The sequence below is a fragment of the Roseburia rectibacter genome, from assembly GCF_014287515.2.
Taxonomy (GTDB): Bacteria; Bacillota; Clostridia; order Lachnospirales; family Lachnospiraceae; genus Roseburia; species Roseburia rectibacter.
Map to the genome: position 1 here is coordinate 540,001 of NZ_CP092473.1, position 21,652 is coordinate 561,652.

The following is a 21,652-nucleotide window of genomic DNA, read 5'->3' on the forward strand; positions in this document are numbered from 1 at the left end:
CGCATAGTACTGTGAAGGAAAGGTGAAAAGGACCCCGGGAGGGGAGTGAAAGAGAACCTGAAACCCTGTGTTTACAAGCTGTGGAACATCTTTATATGATGAACCGCGTACTTTTTGTAGAACGGTCCGGCGAGTTACGCGTGCCGGCAAGGTTAAGCACTTAAGGTGTGGAGCCGAAGAGAAATCGAGTCTGAACAGGGCGTTCAGTCAGCACGCGTAGACCCGAAACCGGGTGATCTACCCATGTCCAGGTTGAAGTTGCCGTAAAAGGCAATGGAGGACCGAACGCACATCCGTTGAAAAGGGTGGCGATGAGGTGTGGGTAGGGGAGAAATTCCAATCGAACCCGGAGATAGCTGGTTCTCCTCGAAATAGCTTTAGGGTTAGCCTCATTTTAGTCTTATGGAGGTAGAGCACTGAATTTCCGCGGGGGCGTCAAAGCTTACCAAAGAATATCAAACTCCGAATGCCATGTAGATGATGAATGGGAGTCAGACTGCACGAGATAAGTTGGGTGGTCAAAAGGGAAAGAGCCCAGACCTACAGCTAAGGTCCCAAAGTGCGTGTTAAGTGGAAAAGGATGTGGGATTTCAAAGACAACCAGGATGTTGGCTCAGAAGCAGCCATACATTCAAAGAGTGCGTAACAGCTCACTGGTCGAGAGGTCCTGCGCCGAAAATGTCCGGGGCTGAAACACGACACCGAAGCTTAGGAATCACATAGTGATTGGTAGAGGAGCATTCTTAAGACCGACGAAGCTGTACCGGAAGGAGCAGTGGAGGGATAAGAAGAGAGAATGCCGGAATGAGTAGCGAGAGGAAGGTGGGAATCCTTCCGGCCGAATATCTAAGGTTTCCAGAGTAAAGCTGATCTGCTCTGGGTAAGTCGGGGCCTAAGGAGAGGTCGAAAGACGTATCCGATGGACAACAGGTTTAGATTCCTGTACCACATATAAACAGAACTGTGGGGACGCATGTGGAAAGCATAAGCCGGGAATGGAAATACCGGTACAAGCGGAAGAGGTGTCAGGCTGGCAAATCCGCCTGATAAGCCAAAGACGTGATGTGTAGCGAAATAAAAGTAGCGAAGTGTGTGAGCCATGTGCCGAGAAAAGCCGCTATTGTTTTATATGTGCCCGTACCGTAAACCGACACAGGTGGATGAGGAGAGAATCCTAAGGCCGACGGAAGAAGCATTGTTAAGGAACTCGGCAAAATGACCCCGTAACTTCGGGAGAAGGGGTGCCCACTTCAGGGTGGGCCGCAGAGAATAGGCTCAAGCAACTGTTTAGCAAAAACACAGGTCTATGCGAAACCGTAAGGTGAAGTATATGGGCTGACGCCTGCCCGGTGCTGGAAGGTTAAGAGGAGAGGTTAGTCGCAAGATGAAGCTTTGAATTTAAGCCCCAGTAAACGGCGGCCGTAACTATAACGGTCCTAAGGTAGCGAAATTCCTTGTCGGGTAAGTTCCGACCCGCACGAAAGGCGTAATGATTTGAGCACTGTCTCGACAATGCATCCGGTGAAATTGAAGTACCAGTGAAGATGCTGGTTACCCGCGCCAGGACGGAAAGACCCCATGGAGCTTTACTCCAGTTTGGTACTGGGATTCGGTACTGCACGTACAGGATAGGTGGGAGACTGAGAACTTGGGACGCCAGTTTCAAGGGAGTCGCTGTTGGGATACCACCCCTGCAGTATTGGGTTTCTAACCAGCCGCTGTGATCCAGCGGTGGGACAATGCCAGGCGGGGAGTTTGACTGGGGCGGTCGCCTCCGAAAGGGTATCGGAGGCGCTCAAAGGTTCCCTCAGAATGGTCGGAAACCATTTGAAGAGTGCAAAGGCAGAAGGGAGCTTGACTGCGACACCGACGGGTGGAGCAGGTACGAAAGTAGGACTTAGTGATCCGGTGGCATAAAGTGGGATTGCCATCGCTCAACGGATAAAAGCTACCCTGGGGATAACAGGCTTATCACTCCCAAGAGTTCACATCGACGGAGTGGTTTGGCACCTCGATGTCGGCTCATCGCATCCTGGGGCTGTAGCAGGTCCCAAGGGTTGGGCTGTTCGCCCATTAAAGCGGTACGCGAGCTGGGTTCAGAACGTCGTGAGACAGTTCGGTCCCTATCCGGCGCGGGCGGAGGATATTTGAGAGGAGCTGTCCTTAGTACGAGAGGACCGGGATGGACGGACCACTGGTGTATCTGCTGTCGACCAACGGCATGGCAGAGTAGCCAAGTCCGGAAGGGATAAACGCTGAAGGCATCTAAGCGTGAAGCCCCCCTCAAGATGAGATATCCCTTCCATAAGGAAGTAAGATCCCTTGAAGAGTACAAGGTAGATAGGGCAGAGGTGGAAGCACGGTAACGTGTGGAGCTGACTGTTACTAATCGATCGAGGGCTTGACCAAATAATAGCGAACGATGTTCGCATTGGAAGTTGCTTCGCAACTTCACAGATTATGTTATTGATGGTGTTCTGTATGAAGTTTTGAAGGTACTAAGAAAATACCTTTAGATTATTCCTCGATAGCTCAGTTGGTAGAGCACGCGGCTGTTAACCGCGCTGTCGTAGGTTCGAGTCCTACTCGGGGAGTTTTTTTAATGAAAGAATAAAGATAAGGCTCCGTGGTCAAGCGGTTAAGACATCGCCCTTTCACGGCGGTAACACGGGTTCGATTCCCGTCGGAGTCATTCAGGAATATAAAGAAATAAAGTATTGACAGATTTGTATTCTTGGTATATATTTAGGCAGTAATATTAATAGCATAAAGTATGTTGTTGATAGAATACGTGCCGATGTGGCTCAATTGGCAGAGCAGCTGATTTGTAATCAGCAGGTTATCGGTTCGAGTCCGATCATCGGCTTTAAACATTTGGACCATTAGCTCAGTTGGTTAGAGCAACCGGCTCATAACCGGTCGGTCCTGGGTTCGAGTCCCCGATGGTCCACTAACTAAATAAGGCCTAATGGCTCAGTTGGTTAGAGCGCCGCCCTGTCACGGCGGAGGTCGCGGGTTCGAGTCCCGCTTGGGTCGTTTTGCAGTGAGGAAAATGTGAGTGTGTATGCCAGTTCTACGAACTGCCATCCCGCGCTAACGCTCGGATAAAATAAAAGATTCTGAGTCTTAGCCATGCAAGCATGTCACAACTCAGAATCTTTTATTTTAGCACTCACTACAAGTAATCGCGTGGGATCTTAGCTCAGCTGGGAGAGCATCTGCCTTACAAGCAGAGGGTCATAGGTTCGAGCCCTATAGGTCCCATTCAATGAGTTTATCTCATTATGCCGGCGTGGCGGAACTGGCAGACGCGCAGGACTTAAAATCCTGTTGTAGAAATACAGTACCGGTTCGATTCCGGTCGCCGGCATTGTATCTGGTTTCAGATACAATGAATTAAATATGTGTGCGTAGCTCAGCTGGATAGAGCACTTGGCTACGGACCAAGGTGTCGGGAGTTCGAATCTTCTCGCGCACGTATGTATGGAGACATGATTTATCATGTCTCTTTTTCTATATATAATTTAAAAAAGTTCTTGACGTAATCTCCTCTCTTGTGCTATCATATACGTTGCACTATTGTGGTGCAGTGGACTTAGTGCGCTTATTCGCAGAAGTCCGGTAACGTTATAAACAACGGGTTCTGCCCTTATGTTAATAAAAACGAGAGGTGAAACGTCAAATGGAGAAAAACAGAATACGACCAGTCAAAGCCGGTAAAGGCATGCGTATGAGTTACTCAAGACAGAAAGAGGTATTGGAAATGCCGAATCTGATAGAGGTTCAGAAAGACTCCTATCAGTGGTTTTTAAAAGAAGGCTTAAAAGAAGTTTTCGACGATATCTCCCCAATCGCAGATTACAGCGGTCACTTGAGTCTGGAATTTGTTGATTTTACATTATGTGAATCAGATGTAAAATATACAATTCCGGAGTGCAAAGAGAGAGATGCAACTTATGCAGCACCTTTAAAGGTAAAGGTAAGACTTCACAACAAAGAAACAGATGAGATTAATGAACATGAGATTTTCATGGGTGATCTTCCTTTGATGACCGAGACAGGTACTTTCGTAATCAACGGAGCCGAGCGTGTTATCGTCAGCCAGTTGGTACGTTCTCCGGGTATCTATTACGGTATTGCTCACGATAAAGTGGGTAAAAAGCTGTATTCCTGTACCGTGATCCCGAACCGTGGTGCATGGTTAGAGTATGAGACAGACTCCAATGACGTATTCTATGTTCGTGTTGATAGAACGAGAAAGGTGCCGATCACAGTATTGATCCGTGCACTTGGTATCGGAACCAATCAGGAAATCATCGATCTGTTTGGTGAGGAACCGAAGATTCTTGCAAGTTTTGGAAAAGACGTTGCAACAAATTATGAGGAAGGTCTTCTTGAGTTATATAAGAAAATCAGACCAGGCGAGCCGCTTACAGTTGAAAGTGCGGAGAGCCTTATTTCTGCTATGTTCTTTGATCCGCGAAGATATGATCTTGCAAAAGTAGGCCGTTACAAATTTAATAAGAAACTTATGTTAAAGAACCGTATCAACGGACAGGTTCTCGCAGAGGATGTTGTAAATCTTGCAACTGGTGAGATCATTGCAGAGGCTGGTACGGAAGTGACAAGAAGTCTTGCAGATGATATCCAGAATGCAGCTGTTCCATATGTATGGATTCAGACAGAGACTAGAAATGTCAAAGTTCTTTCTTCCATGATGGTTGATTTAAGAACATATGTGGACTGCAATCCAAAAGACCTTGGTATCACCGAGCTGGTGTACTATCCGGTACTTGCTCAGTTGATGGAAGAACATACAGATATTGATGAATTAAAAGAAGCGATCAAAAAGAATGTGCATGACCTGATTCCGAAGCATATTACAAAGGATGATATTTTTGCATCCATTAACTACAATATGCACTTAGAGTATGGTATCGGTAATGATGATGATATCGATCACCTTGGAAACAGACGTATCCGTGCAGTTGGTGAGTTATTACAGAACCAGTATCGTATCGGTCTTTCCAGATTAGAGAGAGTTGTTCGTGAGAGAATGACTACTTTAGATTTAGACGGTATTTCTCCACAGAGTCTGATCAATATCAAACCGGTAACAGCAGCGGTAAAAGAGTTCTTTGGTTATTCCCAGTTGTCACAGTTTATGGATCAGAACAACCCATTAGGTGAGCTGACACATAAGAGACGTCTTTCTGCATTAGGACCTGGTGGTCTTTCCAGAGACCGTGCCGGATTCGAGGTACGAGATGTACATTATTCCCATTACGGAAGAATGTGCCCGATCGAGACACCTGAGGGACCAAACATCGGTCTTATCAACTCACTGGCAAGTTATGCAAGAATTAACGAGTATGGTTTCGTAGAGGCACCATACCGTAAAATCGATAAATCAGATCCTAAGAATCCGCGTGTCACAGACGAAGTAGTTTATATGACAGCAGATGAAGAGGATAATTACCATGTAGCGCAGGCGAATGAGGCACTGGATGCAGAAGGACATTTTGTCCGTAATTCCGTATCTGGTCGTTACAGAGAGGAAACACAGGAGTATGAGAAGACTATGTTTGATTACATGGATGTATCTCCGAAGATGGTATTCTCTGTCGCAACAGCACTTATTCCGTTCTTACAGAACGATGATGCAAACCGTGCGCTGATGGGATCTAACATGCAGCGTCAGGCAGTGCCGCTTCTTACCACAGATGCTCCGGTAGTCGGAACAGGTATGGAGACAAAGGCAGCGGTTGACTCCGGTGTATGTGTGATCGCAAAGAAATCCGGTATTGTAGAAAGCTCTGAGTCAAACCAGATCATCATTAAGAGTGATGAGGGAACCAGAGATGTATATAAACTGACAAAATTCTCAAGAAGTAACCAGTCTAACTGCTACAACCAGAGACCGATCGTATTCAAAGGTGACCGTGTGGAAGCCGGAGAAGTGATCGCAGACGGTCCGTCTACTTCAAACGGTGAGTTAGCACTTGGTAAAAACCCACTGATCGGATTCATGACCTGGGAAGGTTACAACTACGAGGATGCCGTTCTGTTAAGTGAGAGACTGGTACAGGATGATGTTTATACATCTATCCATATCGAGGAATACGAAGCAGAAGCACGTGATACAAAACTCGGACCGGAAGAGATCACAAGAGATGTTCCTGGTGTCGGTGATGATGCGTTAAAAGATCTTGATGAGAGGGGTATCATCCGTATCGGTGCAGAGGTTCGTGCCGGTGATATCTTAGTCGGAAAAGTTACTCCGAAGGGAGAGACAGAACTGACTGCTGAGGAGAGACTGCTTCGTGCGATTTTCGGTGAGAAGGCAAGAGAAGTACGTGATACTTCCTTAAAGGTACCACATGGTGAATATGGTATCGTAGTTGATGCAAAGGTATTTACAAGAGAAAACGGTGATGAGTTATCTCCTGGTGTAAATCAGGCAGTCCGCATTTATATTGCACAGAAGAGAAAGATCTCTGTCGGTGATAAGATGGCTGGTCGTCATGGTAACAAGGGTGTCGTTTCCCGTGTACTTCCTGTTGAGGATATGCCATTCCTGCCAAACGGACGTCCGCTTGATATCGTATTAAATCCTCTTGGTGTGCCGTCCCGTATGAACATTGGTCAGGTCCTTGAGATTCACTTAAGTCTTGCTGCAAAAGCACTTGGATTTAACATCGAGACACCGGTATTCGATGGTGCGAAAGAGATTGATATCCAGGATACACTTGAGCTTGCAAATGACTATGTAAATATGCCGTTTGATGCTGCAGAAGCAGAAAAAGAAGGCAAAACAGAGAGCTTTGAAGAAAAATATAAAGATATATTAAGAGAAGACGTTATGAAGTATCTTTCTGACAACCGTGCACACCGTGCACTGTGGAAAGGCGTTCCGATCTCCCGCGACGGAAAGGTTCAGCTTCGTGACGGACGTACCGGAGAGCCGTTTGATTCACCGGTTACCATTGGACACATGCATTATCTGAAACTCCACCATCTGGTAGATGATAAGATCCATGCACGTTCTACTGGTCCTTACTCCTTAGTAACGCAGCAGCCGTTAGGTGGTAAAGCACAGTTCGGTGGTCAGCGTTTCGGAGAGATGGAGGTTTGGGCACTGGAAGCATACGGTGCATCCTATACCTTACAGGAGATCTTAACAGTAAAATCCGATGATGTTGTCGGACGTGTTAAGACTTACGAAGCAATTATTAAGGGTGATAATATCCCTGAACCGGGTATCCCAGAGTCTTTCAAGGTTCTGTTAAAAGAGCTTCAGTCACTTGGTCTGGATGTCAAAGTCTTAGATGAGGACAGAAACGAAGTAGAGCTGATGGAGACAAGCGAATACGGCAATACAGATCTGAATTCCATTATTTCCGGAGATAAGGATTTTGCATTTGAGGACAGTGATTCCTTTGCAAAGATGGGATTCTCACAGAAAGAGTTCAATGCGGAAAATGAAGAACTCGTAGATGTGGATGAGGAACCGGAGGAAGATGAGGATGATTCCGACTTTTTCGACGATGCAGAAGAAAATACTCTTGACGAAGAATAAATAGAAAGGGAGTGTCATAATGCCAGAAACAATGAGTAAAGAAACCACAGGTCAGTCTATCTCATTTGATGCCATTAAAATTGGATTGGCGTCTCCGGAAAAGATCCGGGAATGGTCCAGAGGCGAGGTAAAGAAACCGGAGACCATTAACTATAGAACTTTAAAACCGGAAAAAGATGGTCTGTTCTGTGAAAAGATATTTGGACCGAGCAAAGACTGGGAATGTCATTGTGGTAAATATAAGAAAATCCGTTACAAAGGCGTTGTCTGCGACCGATGCGGCGTTGAGATTACAAAAGCAAGCGTTCGTAGAGAGCGTATGGGACACATTGAGCTTGCTGCTCCGGTATCCCATATCTGGTACTTTAAGGGTATTCCGTCACGTATGGGATTAATCCTTGACTTATCCCCAAGAACTCTTGAAAAAGTTCTTTACTTTGCTTCTTATATCGTACTGGATGCGGGCAACACCGCATTGCAGTACAAACAGGTACTTTCCGAGAGCGAATACCAGGAAGCAAGAGAGCAGTACGGCAGTTCTTTCCGTGTTGGAATGGGTGCTGAGGCTATTCAGGAATTATTACAGGCAATCGATCTGGAGAAAGATTCCGCAGAATTAAAGGCAGAGCTTGAGGATGCAACCGGCCAGAAACGTGCAAGAATCATCAAGAGACTGGAAGTTGTAGAGGCTTTCCGTGAGTCCGGCAACAAACCGGAGTGGATGATCATGACAGTGATCCCGGTTATCCCGCCAGATTTACGTCCTATGGTTCAGCTGGATGGTGGACGTTTTGCAACATCCGATCTGAATGATTTATACAGACGTATCATCAACCGTAACAATCGTTTAAGAAGACTCTTAGAGTTAGGAGCACCGGATATCATCGTCCGCAACGAGAAACGTATGCTTCAGGAAGCTGTTGATGCCCTGATCGATAATGGTCGTCGTGGCCGTCCTGTTACAGGTCCTGGTAACCGTGCATTAAAATCTCTTTCAGATATGTTAAAAGGTAAATCCGGACGTTTCCGTCAGAACTTACTTGGAAAACGTGTTGACTACTCCGGACGTTCCGTTATCTGTGTAGAGCCGAAGTTAAAGATTTATCAGTGCGGTCTGCCAAAAGAGATGGCAATTGAGCTGTTCAAACCGTTCGTAATGAAAGAGCTTGTTGCAAACGGAACTGCACACAATATCAAGAGTGCGAAAAAGATGGTTGAGAGACTCCAGACAGAGGTTTGGGATGTTCTCGAAGACGTTATCAAAGAGCATCCGGTTATGTTAAACCGTGCTCCTACACTGCATCGTCTTGGTATTCAGGCATTCGAGCCGATCCTCGTAGAAGGTAAGGCAATTAAGTTACATCCATTGGTATGTACCGCGTTCAACGCCGACTTCGATGGTGACCAGATGGCTGTGCATCTTCCACTTTCTGTAGAAGCACAGGCAGAGTGCCGTTTTATGTTACTTTCACCGAATAACCTGTTAAAACCGTCTGATGGTGGTCTTGTTGCCGTTCCTTCACAGGATATGGTACTTGGTATCTACTATCTGACACAGGAGAGACCGGGAGCAAAAGGAGAAGGTAAATTCTTCAAGAGTGTAAACGAAGCAATTCTTGCATACGAGAATGGTGTAGTAACACTTCACTCAAGAATCACTGTCCGCATGACAAAGACCATGCCGGATGGAACAACACTTACCGGAAATGTAGAATCTACATTGGGACGCTTCATTTTTAATGAGATCATTCCACAGGATCTTGGATTTGTAGACAGAAGCATTCCGGGCAATGAATTAAAACTGGAAGTAGATTTCCTCGTTGCAAAGAAACAGAATAAACAGATTCTGGAAAAAGTAATCAATATCCATGGTGCAACAAAGACAGCAGAAGTTCTTGATGCCGTAAAAGCTATGGGTTACAAATATTCCACAAGAGCAGCTATGACCGTATCCATTTCCGATATGACCGTACCGCCTCAGAAACCGCAGATGATCAAAGATGCACAGGATACTGTTGACCGTATCATGAAACAGTATAAACGTGGTCTTATCACTGAGGAAGAGCGTTACAAAGAGGTTGTTGAAACCTGGAAAGAGACCGATGAGGAGCTGACACATGCACTTCTTTCCGGACTTGATAAATACAACAACATCTTCATGATGGCTGACTCCGGAGCCCGTGGTTCCGATAAACAGATCAAACAGCTTGCCGGTATGCGTGGACTTATGGCAGATACAACCGGTCGTACGATCGAGCTGCCGATCAAGTCAAACTTCCGTGAAGGTCTTGACGTACTCGAATACTTCATGTCCGCACATGGTGCCCGTAAAGGTCTTTCCGATACCGCACTTCGTACGGCTGACTCCGGTTACCTGACCAGACGTCTTGTTGATGTTTCACAGCACATGATCGTTCGTGAGTCTGACTGCTGTGAGGGTACAGGCAGAGAGATTCCGGGAATGTGGGTAACTGCATTCATGGATGGAAAAGAAGAGATCGAGAGTCTTCAGGAGCGTATCACAGGACGTTTCTCCTGCAATACGATCTGTGACAAAGATGGAAATGTCATTGTAAAAGCAAACCATATGATCACACCGAAGCGTGCAGCTGCAGTTATGAGCCAGGGGGTTGATGAGAATGGCGAGCCGCTTAAGAAAGTTAAGATCCGTACCGTATTATCCTGCCGCTCCCATATGGGTGTCTGTGCAAAATGTTACGGTGCAAACATGGCTACCGGCCAGGCTGTACAGGTTGGTGAGGCAATCGGTATTATCGCAGCACAGTCTATCGGTGAGCCTGGTACACAGCTTACCATGCGTACGTTCCATACCGGTGGTGTTGCCGGAAACGATATTACACAGGGTCTTCCTCGTGTCGAGGAGATTTTTGAGGCAAGAAAGCCTAAGGGTCTTGCTATCATCACAGAGTTTGGCGGCGTAGCAACGATTAAGGATACCAAGAAGAAACGTGAGATCATCGTTACCAATAATGAGACCGGAGAATCAAAGGCATATCTGATCCCTTATGGTTCCAGAATTAAGGTTATGGATGGCGCAGTACTTGAAGCCGGTGATGAGCTGACAGAAGGTTCTGTAAATCCACACGATATCTTAAAGATCAAAGGTGTCCGTGCAGTTCAGGATTACATGCTCCGCGAGGTACAGCGTGTATACCGTCTGCAGGGTGTAGAAATCAACGATAAGCATATCGAGGTTATTGTGCGTCAGATGTTACAGAAAGTACGCGTTGAGACAAACGGTGATTCAGAGATGCTTCCGGGTGTATTGGTAGATGCACTTGATTTCGAAGATACCAATGAGAAACTGGTAGAAGAAGGAAAAGAGCCGGCAGAGGGCAAACAGGTATTACTTGGTATTACCAAGGCTTCCCTTGCAACGAACTCCTTCTTATCAGCAGCATCCTTCCAGGAGACAACAAAAGTTCTTACGGAAGCTGCAATCAAAGGTAAAGTCGATCCATTGATCGGTATGAAAGAGAATGTTATCATCGGTAAACTGATTCCTGCAGGAACAGGTATGAAGAGATACCGCAACATTAAACTGGATTCTGATATCAATGAGGATGACGAGCTGATGTTTGATGATTTTGATGACTTCGACGATTATGAGGAAGAGATTCCGAGGGACGAAGAAAATGAAATCGAAGAAGCTCCGGTAGAGGAAGAATAAAATAATATTTATGAGAAGAACTGTCGCACCAGCTGATAAAAGTCAGTGGTGCACGGTTCTTTTTTTAATTTATAGGATTTTTTTGATTCATAGGATTCTTTTTTCTGGCAGCTGGAAAAAATATGTATAATTCACAAGAAACTGGAAAAAATAGATAAGGGTGCAAAAAAAACAGATTATTATAGAAGAAAGTCTGAAAATAGAAAAAAGGCTTGACATACAGGAATTGCACTTATATAATAATTTAGCATGCATATTTAGGGATGCATATTTAATATAACAGGAGGTGAAAATAATGCCAACATTTAACCAGTTAGTAAGAAAAGGACGTCAGACATCTGTTAAGAAGTCTACTGCACCTGCACTTCAGAAGGGTTACAACTCCCTGCAGAAGAGACCTACAAATACTTCTTCTCCGCAGAAGAGAGGTGTATGTACCGCTGTTAAGACAGCAACTCCTAAAAAACCTAACTCAGCTCTTAGAAAGATCGCCAGAGTTCGTCTTTCCAACGGAATCGAGGTAACAAGCTACATCCCAGGTGAGGGACACAACTTACAGGAGCACAGCGTTGTTCTGATCCGTGGTGGTCGTGTTAAGGACTTACCAGGTACAAGATATCACATCATCCGTGGTACACTTGATACAGCAGGAGTCGCTAACAGAAAGCAGGCTCGTTCCAAATACGGCGCTAAGAGACCAAAGGCTTCTAAGTAATTTCAGGTATTGGACCGAAGTTGCTTGATAATTTAGCGAACCATAGTATCACATTTGTTGTATCCGGCATCTTCTGCCGGATGGACTATAGGTTGGTGTTGGGATTATTATCACAAACGATAGATTTCCGCACGAACATTATGGCGAAATAGGTGGTCTTTGACCGATATTTTACACATTGTGAGTACCGTTGAATTAATCGAAATGAAGTTCACTGAAACAGCCTGCCGGATAGCGGTATGCTGTCAGGTTATAAGGCTGTAAATGGCGGCGCTGCCGCACTCAGTAAATGCAGAAGTTTTTTCTGTATAGTAAATTATGATTAAGGAGGGAAGAACCGTGCCACGTAAAGGACATACTCAGAAAAGAGACGTATTAGCAGATCCGTTATACAACAACAAAGTGGTTACCAAACTTATCAACAACATCATGTTAGATGGTAAGAAAGGTGTTGCTCAGAAAATTGTATACGGAGCTTTCACAAGAGTTGAGGAGAAAACAGAGAAACCAGCTCTTGAGGTATTTGAAGCAGCAATGAATAACGTTATGCCTGTTCTTGAAGTAAAGGCAAGACGTATCGGTGGTGCAACATATCAGGTACCGATCGAAGTAAGACCGGATCGTCGTCAGGCGTTAGCACTTCGCTGGCTGACCACTTACTCTCGTAACAGAGGAGAGAAGACGATGGAAGAAAGACTTGCGAACGAGATTATGGATGCAGCAAACAATACTGGTGCATCTGTTAAGAAAAAAGAAGATATGCACAAAATGGCAGAGGCAAACAAGGCTTTCGCGCACTACAGATTCTAAAAGAATTCAGAATATCTCCGCGATGCTTCAGCTTTCGTGCATTACAGATTCTAATAGAATCCAAAATGTTTCCGCAAAGCTGTTGCTTTTAAATATGGAATTTTTGATCGCTGCGTGAGCTTTTGCTTTCGCGGCGATAGCATATCGTTAGTAAATTAAGGAGGAAATACCTTGGCTGGAAGAGAATATCCATTAGAGAGAACCAGAAACATTGGTATTATGGCTCACATTGATGCTGGTAAAACAACATTAACAGAGCGTATTCTTTACTATACCGGTGTTAACTATAAGATTGGTGATACTCATGAAGGTACTGCTACCATGGACTGGATGGAGCAGGAGCAGGAAAGAGGTATCACGATTACATCAGCCGCTACAACATGTCACTGGACATTGGAAGAGTTCACAAAACCAAAGGCAGGTGCTTTAGAGCATCGTATCAATATCATTGATACCCCTGGTCACGTTGACTTTACAGTAGAGGTAGAGCGTTCACTCCGTGTACTTGACGGCGCTGTCGGCGTCTTCTGTGCAAAGGGTGGTGTTGAGCCTCAGTCCGAGAACGTATGGCGTCAGGCTGATACCTACAATGTACCGCGTATGGCATTCATCAATAAGATGGATATCTTAGGTGCAAACTTCTACGGTGCTGTTGATCAGATCCGTACAAGATTAGGAAAAAATGCAATCGTTCTTCAGTTACCGATTGGTAAAGAGGATGATTTCAAAGGTGTCATTGATTTATTCGAGATGAAAGCATACATCTACAACGACGATAAGGGTGATAATATCACTGTTACCGATGATTTAGGTGATATGAAAGATGATGCAGAGCTTTACCGTTCTGAGTTAATCGAGAAAATCTGCGAGTTAGATGATGACTTAATGATGATGTACCTTGAGGGTGAAGAACCATCCGTAGAGGAAATGAAAAAAGTATTGAGAAAAGCTACCTGTGAATGTACAGCTGTACCTGTTTGCTGTGGTTCTGCTTACAGAAACAAGGGTGTACAGAAGCTTCTTGATGCAATTATCGAGTACATGCCGGCTCCAACAGACATCCCTTCAATCAAGGGTGTAGATCTGGATGGAAACGAAGTAGAGAGACATTCATCTGATGATGAGCCGTTCTCAGCTTTAGCATTCAAGATCATGGCTGACCCATTCGTAGGTAAACTTGCATTCTTCCGTGTATACTCCGGTAGCATGGCAGCAGGTTCTTACGTTCTCAATGCAACAAAAGATAAAAAAGAGCGTGTTGGACGTATCCTTCAGATGCATGCGAATAAGAGACAGGAGCTCGACAGAGTTTACTCTGGTGATATCGCAGCAGCAGTTGGATTTAAGTTCACCACAACAGGTGATACCATCTGTGATGAGCAGCATCCTGTAATCTTAGAGTCCATGGAATTCCCAGAGCCGGTTATCGAGCTTGCTATTGAGCCGAAAACAAAGGCTGGACAGGGTAAGATGGGTGAGGCTCTTGCAAAACTTGCAGAAGAGGATCCTACATTCCGTGCGCATACTGATCAGGAAACAGGTCAGACAATCATCGCTGGTATGGGTGAGCTTCATCTGGAGATCATCGTTGACCGTCTCCTTCGTGAATTTAAGGTAGAGGCAAACGTTGGTGCACCTCAGGTTGCTTACAAAGAGACATTTACAAAACCTGTAGATGTTGAGTACAAATATGCAAAACAGTCTGGTGGACGTGGACAGTACGGACACTGTAAAGTTAAATTCGAGCCGATGGATCCGAACGGCGAAGAGACATTCAAGTTCGAGTCTAGCGTAGTTGGTGGTGCTATTCCGAAGGAATACATCCCGGCAGTAGGTGAAGGTATCGAAGAAGCAGCTCAGGCTGGTATTCTTGGAGGATTCCCGGTACTTGGTGTACATGCTAACGTATACGACGGATCTTACCATGAAGTCGATTCATCCGAGATGGCATTCCACATTGCCGGATCTATGGCTTTCAAGGAAGCTATGCAGAAGGCAAGTCCGGTATTACTTGAGCCGATCATGAAGGTTGAAGTAACTATGCCAGAGGAATACATGGGTGATGTTATCGGTGATATCAACTCCCGTCGTGGACGTATCGAGGGAATGGATGATATCGGTGGCGGTAAGCTTGTAAAAGCTTATGTTCCGCTTGCTGAGATGTTCGGATATTCTACAGACTTACGTTCTAAGACACAGGGACGTGGTAACTACTCTATGTTCTTCGAGAAATATGAGCCAGTACCAAAGAATGTACAGGAAAAGGTATTAGCAGACAAATCTAAATAATGCACCATCTGTTTTTCTGTGAATAATACTAAAACATCCGGATTTCCTATAAAATATAGGAAATCCGGTAAGAAATAGCTTGAAAAACGATTGATTATTTTATATAATCAGAGTTAGCCGAGTTATTGAAAATAACAACTATAGCCCATAGGGCATCATTTTAAGGAGGATATTCAAAAATGGCAAAAGCTAAGTTTGAAAGAACAAAACCACATTGTAATATTGGTACCATTGGACACGTTGACCATGGTAAAACAACTTTAACAGCTGCTATTTCTAAAGTATTAGCTGCAAGAGTTGCTGGTAACACAGCTACAGATTTCGATAACATCGATAAAGCTCCAGAAGAGAGAGAGCGTGGTATCACAATTTCTACTGCTCATATCGAGTATGAGACAGAGAAGAGACATTACGCACACGTTGACTGCCCAGGTCATGCCGATTACGTTAAGAACATGATCACTGGTGCTGCTCAGATGGATGGTGCTATCCTCGTTGTAGCTGCTACTGACGGTGTTATGGCTCAGACAAAAGAGCACATCTTATTATCCCGTCAGGTAGGTGTACCTTACATCGTTGTTTTCTTAAACAAATGCGATATGGTAGACGATCCGGAGTTAATCGAGTTAGTAGAGATGGAAGTTACAGAGCAGCTTGAAGAGTACGGCTTCGAAGGATGCCCGATCATCAAAGGTTCTGCTTTAAAAGCTCTTGAAGATCCAAACGGCGAGTGGGGCGACAAGATCATGGAGTTAATGGATACTGTTGATGAGTACATCCCAGATCCACAGCGTGATACAGATAAACCATTCTTAATGCCAGTTGAGGACGTATTCACAATCACAGGTCGTGGTACAGTTGCTACCGGACGTGTTGAGAGAGGTACATTACACTTAAATGATAACCTTGAGATCCTTGGTGTTAAAGAGGACGTTCAGACAACAGTTGTAACTGGTATCGAGATGTTCCGTAAACAGTTAGACGAGGCTCAGGCTGGTGATAACATCGGTGCATTACTTCGTGGTATCAACCGTGATCAGATTGTTCGTGGTCAGGTTCTTGCTAAACCAGGTACAGTTACATGCCATCGTAAATTTACAGCTCAGGTTTACGTATTAACAAAAGATGAGGGTGGTCGTCATACTCCATTCTTCAACAACTACCGTCCACAGTTCTACTTCAGAACAACAGACGTAACTGGTGTATGTAACTTACCAGCTGGTACAGAGATGTGCATGCCTGGTGATAACATCGAGATGACTATCGAGTTAATTCACCCAGTAGCTATGGAGCAGGGTCTTACATTCGCTATCCGTGAGGGTGGACGTACTGTTGGATCAGGTCGTGTTGCTACAGTTATCGAGTAATTTATAATTGCTTAAAATTAAGGGTTCCCAGTGATGGGAGCCCTTTTTTGATATTATTTTGAAACTATAATGTAATTTTAGTGAAAAAATGGTAAACTGTTATTTGTTATTTTAATAATTTGAAAAGAGGCAGAAGATGAACAACAAAACAACCAGAAACAGTTTACTACTATTAGTGACGGCAGCTGTCTGGGGGGCAGCTTTTGTGGCGCAGACAGTTGGCGGACAGGCGATCGGAGCGTATTCATTTAATTGTATCCGCAGCATTATCGGTGCATTGGTGTTGATTCCGGTTATGAAGTTTTTGGACAAAAAAAATTTATCACCGAAAAGACCAAAGACAAAGGAAGATTACAAACTTTTGATAAAAGGCGGAATCTGTTGTGGAGTGGCACTCTGCATTTCTACGAATTTACAGCAGGTTGGAATCCTGATGGGAGCCAGTGCTGGAAAAGCAGGTTTCCTGACAGCAGTTTATATTTTGCTCGTGCCGATCTTAGGTTTATTTTTACATAAAAAATGTGGTATGAATATATGGTTTGCAGTTGCGCTTGCACTGGTGGGACTGTATTTTTTGTGTATGCAGGATAAGAATGGATTTCACCCGGCAGATTTGTTACTTCTTTGCTGTGCGTTTGGGTTTTCTATTCAGATTTTATTTGTCGATTATTTTTCACCGAAGGTGGATGGGGTACGTCTTTCCATGATCCAATTTCTTGTAACCGGGGTGCTGACTTCAGTTCCAATGTTTGTGGTTGATATGCAGCATTCAATCCCAGGGATTGAGGTGTGGGCGCAAGCTTTTTTATCATGGTCGGCATGGGTTCCGATTTTATATGCAGGAATTATGTCCTGTGGGGTTGGATATACATTGCAGATCATTGGTCAGAATGGGCTGAATCCAACAGTGGCATCTCTTATCATGAGTCTGGAAGCCGTGTTTTCAGCCGTGTTTGGATGGCTGATTTTGAATCAGAAACTTAGTACGAAAGAGATATTTGGCTGTTGTCTGATTTTTGCAGCAATTATTCTGGCGCAGCTTCCGGTGAAAGGGAAAAATAGGAGAAAAATGAAAAAAACAAAATATTCTGGTAAACAGAATTTAACATTAATATTATTGTTTGCCGTATTTCTAGGGTTATTTGCAGATCCATGTGCGATCAATGCAAAGGCGGATCAAAAGAAAAAAGACTATGGTGTATTTTTAAGCATTGATTCGTCTAAGATGCAGAAATTATACGCATACAAACTTGTGGTCATTGATGCACAGTATTTTTCGGCAAAAGAGATACGCGCCCTGCATAAGAGAGGTGTAAAAGTTTATACCTACTTAAATGTCGGGTCCATTGAAAAATTTCGTGATTATTATAAAAAATATGAACATCTTACGATTGGGAGTTATGAGAACTGGGAAGAGGAAAAGTGGGTAGATGTTTCCAATAAGAATTGGCAGAAGTTTATCGGAAATTTGTCAAAGAAGCTGTTGAAAAAAGGCGTGGATGGTTTCTTTATTGATAATTGTGACGTTTATGATTACGCAAAGACAAAGCAGAATTTTACAGGGCTTGCAAAGATACTGAAAAATGTTAAGCGCCTTGGAAAAGATGTCGTAATCAATGGTGGGGATGTTTTTGTCACGAAATACAGAAAAACATATGGTTCAGCAAAAGACATTATGACTGCAGTTAATCAGGAATGTGTGTGGAGCAGTATTCAATTTAAAACAGGTTCGTTTGGAAAACAGACCAAAGCAGCGCGCGGATATTTTACTGATTATGTTAAGAAATGTAAAAAGGACGGAATGAAAGTTTATCTGCTGGAATATACAAAAGATAAAAAGCTGATCAGACAGATCAAAGAGTATTGCAAAAAAAATAAATTTCATTATTATATCTCAGATTCGATCGAACTTGATTAGTGCATTTTGCAGCGTGTAAACGATGGATAGAGTCTGGTAAACAAGGCATCGGTTGAAAATTCGGTGCCTTTTTGATATCTTTTGGGTAAAAAGGCTATGGATGTCAGACATGACAGGAAAGGAAAACTATGGAAGCAAAAGAATTAGGAGCATTTATCGCACAGATACGCAAGGAAAATCAAATGACACAGGCACAGCTAGCAGTCTGCCTGAAAGTCACAGACAAAGCTGTCAGCCGTTGGGAGAGGGGAATGGGATTTCCGGATATCCAGACACTAGAACCGTTGGCAGAGGCACTGGGCATTACTTTGACAGAGCTGATGAAATGTCAGAAGATGCAGCAGCAGGAGGTAAGTGTGCAGGATACTGATGCGGTGATCGAGGCGGGCATTGATATCGCAAAATATCAGCAGAAGATGCAGAGAAAAAAGATGATGCAGGGTTTTGGACTGATTGTAGCAGGTTCATTTGTAATTTTTAATGCAGTATATCTGCATGCCAGCGTAACATTCAGTGCGATATTGCCGAATAGCGCAGATGGACCGACTGCAGTATTTTATGCGGGAAAACTTGGTGATGTAAAACCATACATCTGGGGAATGGTCGGTGTAGCTGCGATCGCAGGAGGAATCATCCGAATCATCCGTGGACGGAGATAGAAACAGCAGTTACTGCAATTGACAGTGCAGAACAAAATCCTTATAATAAAAAGGTAACATTTATTGATTGTAAGGGGAGGAGTTTTGGAATGGAACAAAAAGAGATGGCAAAAAAGAGGTTAATTATTTATGTGCTTATTGCCTATGGTCTGACCTATCTCATGGGAATTCTGATGTGGTATGGCAGTACAAAAGGATATGATCTTACGGCATTTCCAACGGCGCAGATGATGTATCCGGCCACAGGCGTGATTATTGGACTTTTTCTGGCACACAAAGGAGAAAAGATTCTGCCGACAGGTTTTTTTATTACGGTTCTGGCAACAACTGGAGTCCTGATTGTACTTGCACTTTTATCCGTATTTTCTCCGGTAAATGATCTGAATATTGCAGGAATGACGATGTCCGTTTATAATCTGATCTCACAGTATGTACTTATCATTGGGAGTATCGTGGCATTCATTTTTCTTGCGGTTACAGGAAATGAAAAGAGGGCAGCTGCGGGACTGACCAGACAAAACTGGAAAAGTGCTGTGTTTATTGTACTTTTATTTGTGGGTATTTATATTGTAAGAACTGTAGTGTCGATGGCAGGACAGGGCGTGTCTGACGGCAATGGAATGCAGTATGTAAAAGAATGGGCGGCAATGTTTAAAGATCCTGTGATGTGGCTGAATATCGTTGCACTTCCGATCAATTATTTTTTTGTATTTATTGCATTTTTCGGAGAAGAATATGGCTGGAGATATTATCTGCAACCCATTTTACAGAAAAAGTTCGGTCTTCGTGCAGGTGTGATCGTGCTTGGTGTGGTATGGGGACTGTGGCATATTCCGGATGATCTGTTTTATTATACACAGACATCGGGAATCCAGATGATTTTTGCACAGCAGATCACCTGTATTGCACTTGGAATCTTTTTTGCATATGCTTATATGAAAACAAAAAATATCTGGGTGCCGGTCTGCCTGCATTATCTGAATAACAACCTGATACCGATCATTTCAGGTACATTTTCCGCAGATGTTCTGGAAAATCAGACTGTAAGCTGGAAAGAACTTCCGGCTGCGCTGGTGCTAAATGGATTGTGCTTTGGATTTTTTCTGCTGTCAGATGTGTTCAAAAAGAAAGAAGTTCAAAAAGAGGATTAATTTGAAGAAAAATTACCTGTAAAAAGCATATGGTGTCATATGAAAAAGCGCATGTACAGTAAAAAAGATTGTCAGAAAGATGATTTTACTGCATATGCGCTTTTGGTTCATGACAATAGAAAGCCTGCAAAACGTGAATTCTATTTTAAAACATGATTTTTGATTTATTTTTTAACAGTCTGGCACCATTTACGATCAGAAGAATCCCGGCGGTGATTCCACCCGCAAGGACACAGATACCAACTGCCAGTGTACAAGCCCCGGTAGAACCCATTGTCTTATAAATTTTTTCGTCCATCTTATATGCCCCCTTTGTTTGGATTTCTCATATTCTTAATGTATATTATTCTATCATTATTCTCATGAATATACAAACCTAGATTAAAAAATATCTGATAAAAATTACAGTTCATCGGGTGTCCAGTCACCGAGAACCAGTTTTCTTGCAAAGTGTCTGGCCTGTTGTTCATCCAGATTTTGAACAAAATCAGCCTGGTCAGAAAGTGGACGGCAGTCAGAGGTTGCGGGGTAACTTGCGTATTCGGCATAACATACCGTTTCATGTGTATTTTTGCGGTTCCAGTCATGAAAACCGGCAGGATGGATATGCGCGCCAAGTTCACAGGAAATCAGGATCGTTTTTGCATAGTCGCGCCATGGTCTGCCAAGATAGACAGATCCGGCAGGGCAGTCTTTGGAGATGAACCGGCAGTCGGAAAAAACGTAGCCGTATGTCTGACCTTTTGGTGTGGAGGCGGCAGTTACATAGCCCTGGATAAGAGGAAATGCAGATGTATCGGAAAGCGCATCGGACAGGGCTGATGTTTTTGTGCGCAGCAGGGATTCTATGGTGCAATGTTCAAAATATGCTGTGGCACTGCCAAAAATAAAGTCAATATCGCCGCAGATATAGCAGTTTTTATAATAATGTCTGCCGTTGATACGCGGGGCAAACTGTTTTGGACCGATGAATCCTCCGGGCTGTCGTTCTGTTTCAGGAAGCGGTCCGGTAAAAAGTGTGTCCTGATGTCCGAGAAGGCGGCAGGAATCGATCGTAAGGCGGTCACCGTCAGCATAGAGAGCGATCGCCTGTCCATGTGTGGCAGAATCTCCCGAAGCGTTTTCAACGGTGAGATTTTGAAGCGTTACATCATGTGTATCTATAAACAGTGTATATGTGCGGAAGGTACCACGCTTACTTCCATCGGGCATCAGATCCAGGGCATAATCATCATAGGTGATGACAGTATCGGAATTGTTTTTACCCATACCACGCAGTGTAACATAGGGTTTATCTATAGTCAGTTTTTCATGATAAATGCCCGGTTCGATTTCAATGACAGTTGGTGTCTGATCAGCGGCAGGAATATGTGCTATTGCAGCACTGATAGTGGAAAAATGATCCGGATTGCTGGAAACATGGAGTATTTTTTGCATGGGAAAATCCTTTCTTTGTTTCTTAATATTTTCTGA

Annotated in this window: 10 protein-coding genes, 8 tRNA genes, 1 rRNA gene and 2 pseudogenes (1 of these 21 cut by a window edge); 19 read left to right on the plus strand and 2 right to left on the minus strand. The window is 43.9% G+C overall.

Annotation, left to right across the window (positions count from 1 at the left end; all coding sequences use genetic code 11):
• The 19 genes and pseudogenes from H8S51_RS02560 to H8S51_RS02650 form a co-directional block, all read left to right on the plus strand.
• A 23S ribosomal RNA gene (locus H8S51_RS02560) occupies window positions 1–2,409 on the plus strand; it begins 484 nt to the left of the window's first position.
• Window positions 2,410–2,521: 112 nt separating this feature from the next.
• Window positions 2,522–2,594, plus strand: a tRNA-Asn gene (locus H8S51_RS02565).
• Window positions 2,595–2,620: 26 nt separating this feature from the next.
• Window positions 2,621–2,692, plus strand: a tRNA-Glu gene (locus tag H8S51_RS02570).
• Between the two features lie 101 nt (window positions 2,693–2,793).
• Window positions 2,794–2,866, plus strand: a tRNA-Thr gene (locus tag H8S51_RS02575).
• Window positions 2,867–2,876: 10 nt separating this feature from the next.
• Window positions 2,877–2,950, plus strand: a tRNA-Ile gene (locus H8S51_RS02580).
• A gap of 12 nt (window positions 2,951–2,962) precedes the next feature.
• A tRNA-Asp gene (locus H8S51_RS02585) sits at window positions 2,963–3,036 on the plus strand.
• 155 nt (window positions 3,037–3,191) lie between these two features.
• Window positions 3,192–3,264 (plus strand) — tRNA-Val (locus H8S51_RS02590).
• Window positions 3,265–3,286: 22 nt separating this feature from the next.
• A tRNA-Leu gene (locus H8S51_RS02595) sits at window positions 3,287–3,370 on the plus strand.
• Between the two features lie 34 nt (window positions 3,371–3,404).
• Window positions 3,405–3,478: transfer RNA gene (locus H8S51_RS02600), tRNA-Arg, on the plus strand.
• Window positions 3,479–3,682: 204 nt separating this feature from the next.
• The gene (rpoB, locus tag H8S51_RS02605; RefSeq protein ID WP_186900064.1) at window positions 3,683–7,579 is read left to right on the plus strand and encodes a DNA-directed RNA polymerase subunit beta; all 3,897 of its coding nucleotides are present in this window, start codon (window positions 3,683–3,685) and stop codon (window positions 7,577–7,579) included.
• A 19-nt stretch (window positions 7,580–7,598) separates the two neighbouring features.
• Complete coding sequence (gene rpoC / locus H8S51_RS02610; protein ID WP_006859048.1) at window positions 7,599–11,270, plus strand: DNA-directed RNA polymerase subunit beta'; 3,672 nt, start codon at window positions 7,599–7,601, stop codon at window positions 11,268–11,270.
• A 295-nt stretch (window positions 11,271–11,565) separates the two neighbouring features.
• Window positions 11,566–11,985 carry a 30S ribosomal protein S12 gene (rpsL, locus tag H8S51_RS02615; RefSeq protein WP_006859047.1) on the plus strand — a complete coding sequence of 140 codons (420 nt, stop codon included), beginning with the start codon at window positions 11,566–11,568 and terminating at the stop codon, window positions 11,983–11,985.
• Between the two features lie 339 nt (window positions 11,986–12,324).
• On the plus strand, window positions 12,325–12,795 hold the full coding sequence (gene rpsG, locus H8S51_RS02620) for a 30S ribosomal protein S7 (RefSeq protein WP_207635613.1): 471 nt from the start codon (window positions 12,325–12,327) through the stop codon (window positions 12,793–12,795).
• 171 nt (window positions 12,796–12,966) lie between these two features.
• Entirely contained in the window at window positions 12,967–15,084 is a 2,118-nt protein-coding gene (fusA, locus tag H8S51_RS02625; RefSeq protein WP_055195251.1) for an elongation factor G, read from the plus strand.
• A gap of 179 nt (window positions 15,085–15,263) precedes the next feature.
• Window positions 15,264–16,451 (plus strand): elongation factor Tu, encoded by a 1,188-nt coding sequence (tuf, locus tag H8S51_RS02630; protein ID WP_006859046.1) that lies wholly within the window; start codon window positions 15,264–15,266, stop codon window positions 16,449–16,451.
• A gap of 136 nt (window positions 16,452–16,587) precedes the next feature.
• Window positions 16,588–17,502, plus strand: a pseudogene (locus H8S51_RS18360) (DMT family transporter); the annotation flags it as partial.
• A 204-nt stretch (window positions 17,503–17,706) separates the two neighbouring features.
• Window positions 17,707–18,369, plus strand: a pseudogene (locus H8S51_RS18365) (endo alpha-1,4 polygalactosaminidase); the annotation flags it as partial.
• 128 nt (window positions 18,370–18,497) lie between these two features.
• Window positions 18,498–19,028 (plus strand): helix-turn-helix domain-containing protein, encoded by a 531-nt coding sequence (locus H8S51_RS02645; protein ID WP_186900063.1) that lies wholly within the window; start codon window positions 18,498–18,500, stop codon window positions 19,026–19,028.
• Between the two features lie 89 nt (window positions 19,029–19,117).
• Complete coding sequence (locus H8S51_RS02650) at window positions 19,118–20,179, plus strand: CPBP family intramembrane glutamic endopeptidase (RefSeq protein ID WP_186900062.1); 1,062 nt, start codon at window positions 19,118–19,120, stop codon at window positions 20,177–20,179.
• 145 nt (window positions 20,180–20,324) lie between these two features.
• Here the strand turns inward: H8S51_RS02650 and H8S51_RS02655 are convergent, their stop codons facing one another.
• Entirely contained in the window at window positions 20,325–20,477 is a 153-nt protein-coding gene (locus tag H8S51_RS02655) for a hypothetical protein (protein ID WP_186900061.1), read from the minus strand.
• A gap of 104 nt (window positions 20,478–20,581) precedes the next feature.
• Window positions 20,582–21,616, minus strand: coding sequence for a pectinesterase family protein (locus H8S51_RS02660; protein ID WP_186900060.1), 1,035 nt, complete (start codon window positions 21,614–21,616; stop codon window positions 20,582–20,584).
• Between the last annotated feature and the right edge of the window lie 36 nt (window positions 21,617–21,652).

Coding starts and splice junctions, on each gene's coding strand:
- rpoB (WP_186900064.1), top strand. CDS start 3,683: ATGGAGAAAAACAGAATACGACCAGTCAAAGCCGGTAAAGGCATGCGT.
- rpoC (WP_006859048.1), top strand. CDS start 7,599: ATGCCAGAAACAATGAGTAAAGAAACCACAGGTCAGTCTATCTCATTT.
- rpsL (WP_006859047.1), top strand. CDS start 11,566: ATGCCAACATTTAACCAGTTAGTAAGAAAAGGACGTCAGACATCTGTT.
- tuf (WP_006859046.1), top strand. CDS start 15,264: ATGGCAAAAGCTAAGTTTGAAAGAACAAAACCACATTGTAATATTGGT.
- H8S51_RS02645 (WP_186900063.1), top strand. CDS start 18,498: ATGGAAGCAAAAGAATTAGGAGCATTTATCGCACAGATACGCAAGGAA.
- H8S51_RS02650 (WP_186900062.1), top strand. CDS start 19,118: ATGGAACAAAAAGAGATGGCAAAAAAGAGGTTAATTATTTATGTGCTT.
- H8S51_RS02655 (WP_186900061.1), bottom strand. CDS start 20,477: ATGGACGAAAAAATTTATAAGACAATGGGTTCTACCGGGGCTTGTACA.
- H8S51_RS02660 (WP_186900060.1), bottom strand. CDS start 21,616: ATGCAAAAAATACTCCATGTTTCCAGCAATCCGGATCATTTTTCCACT.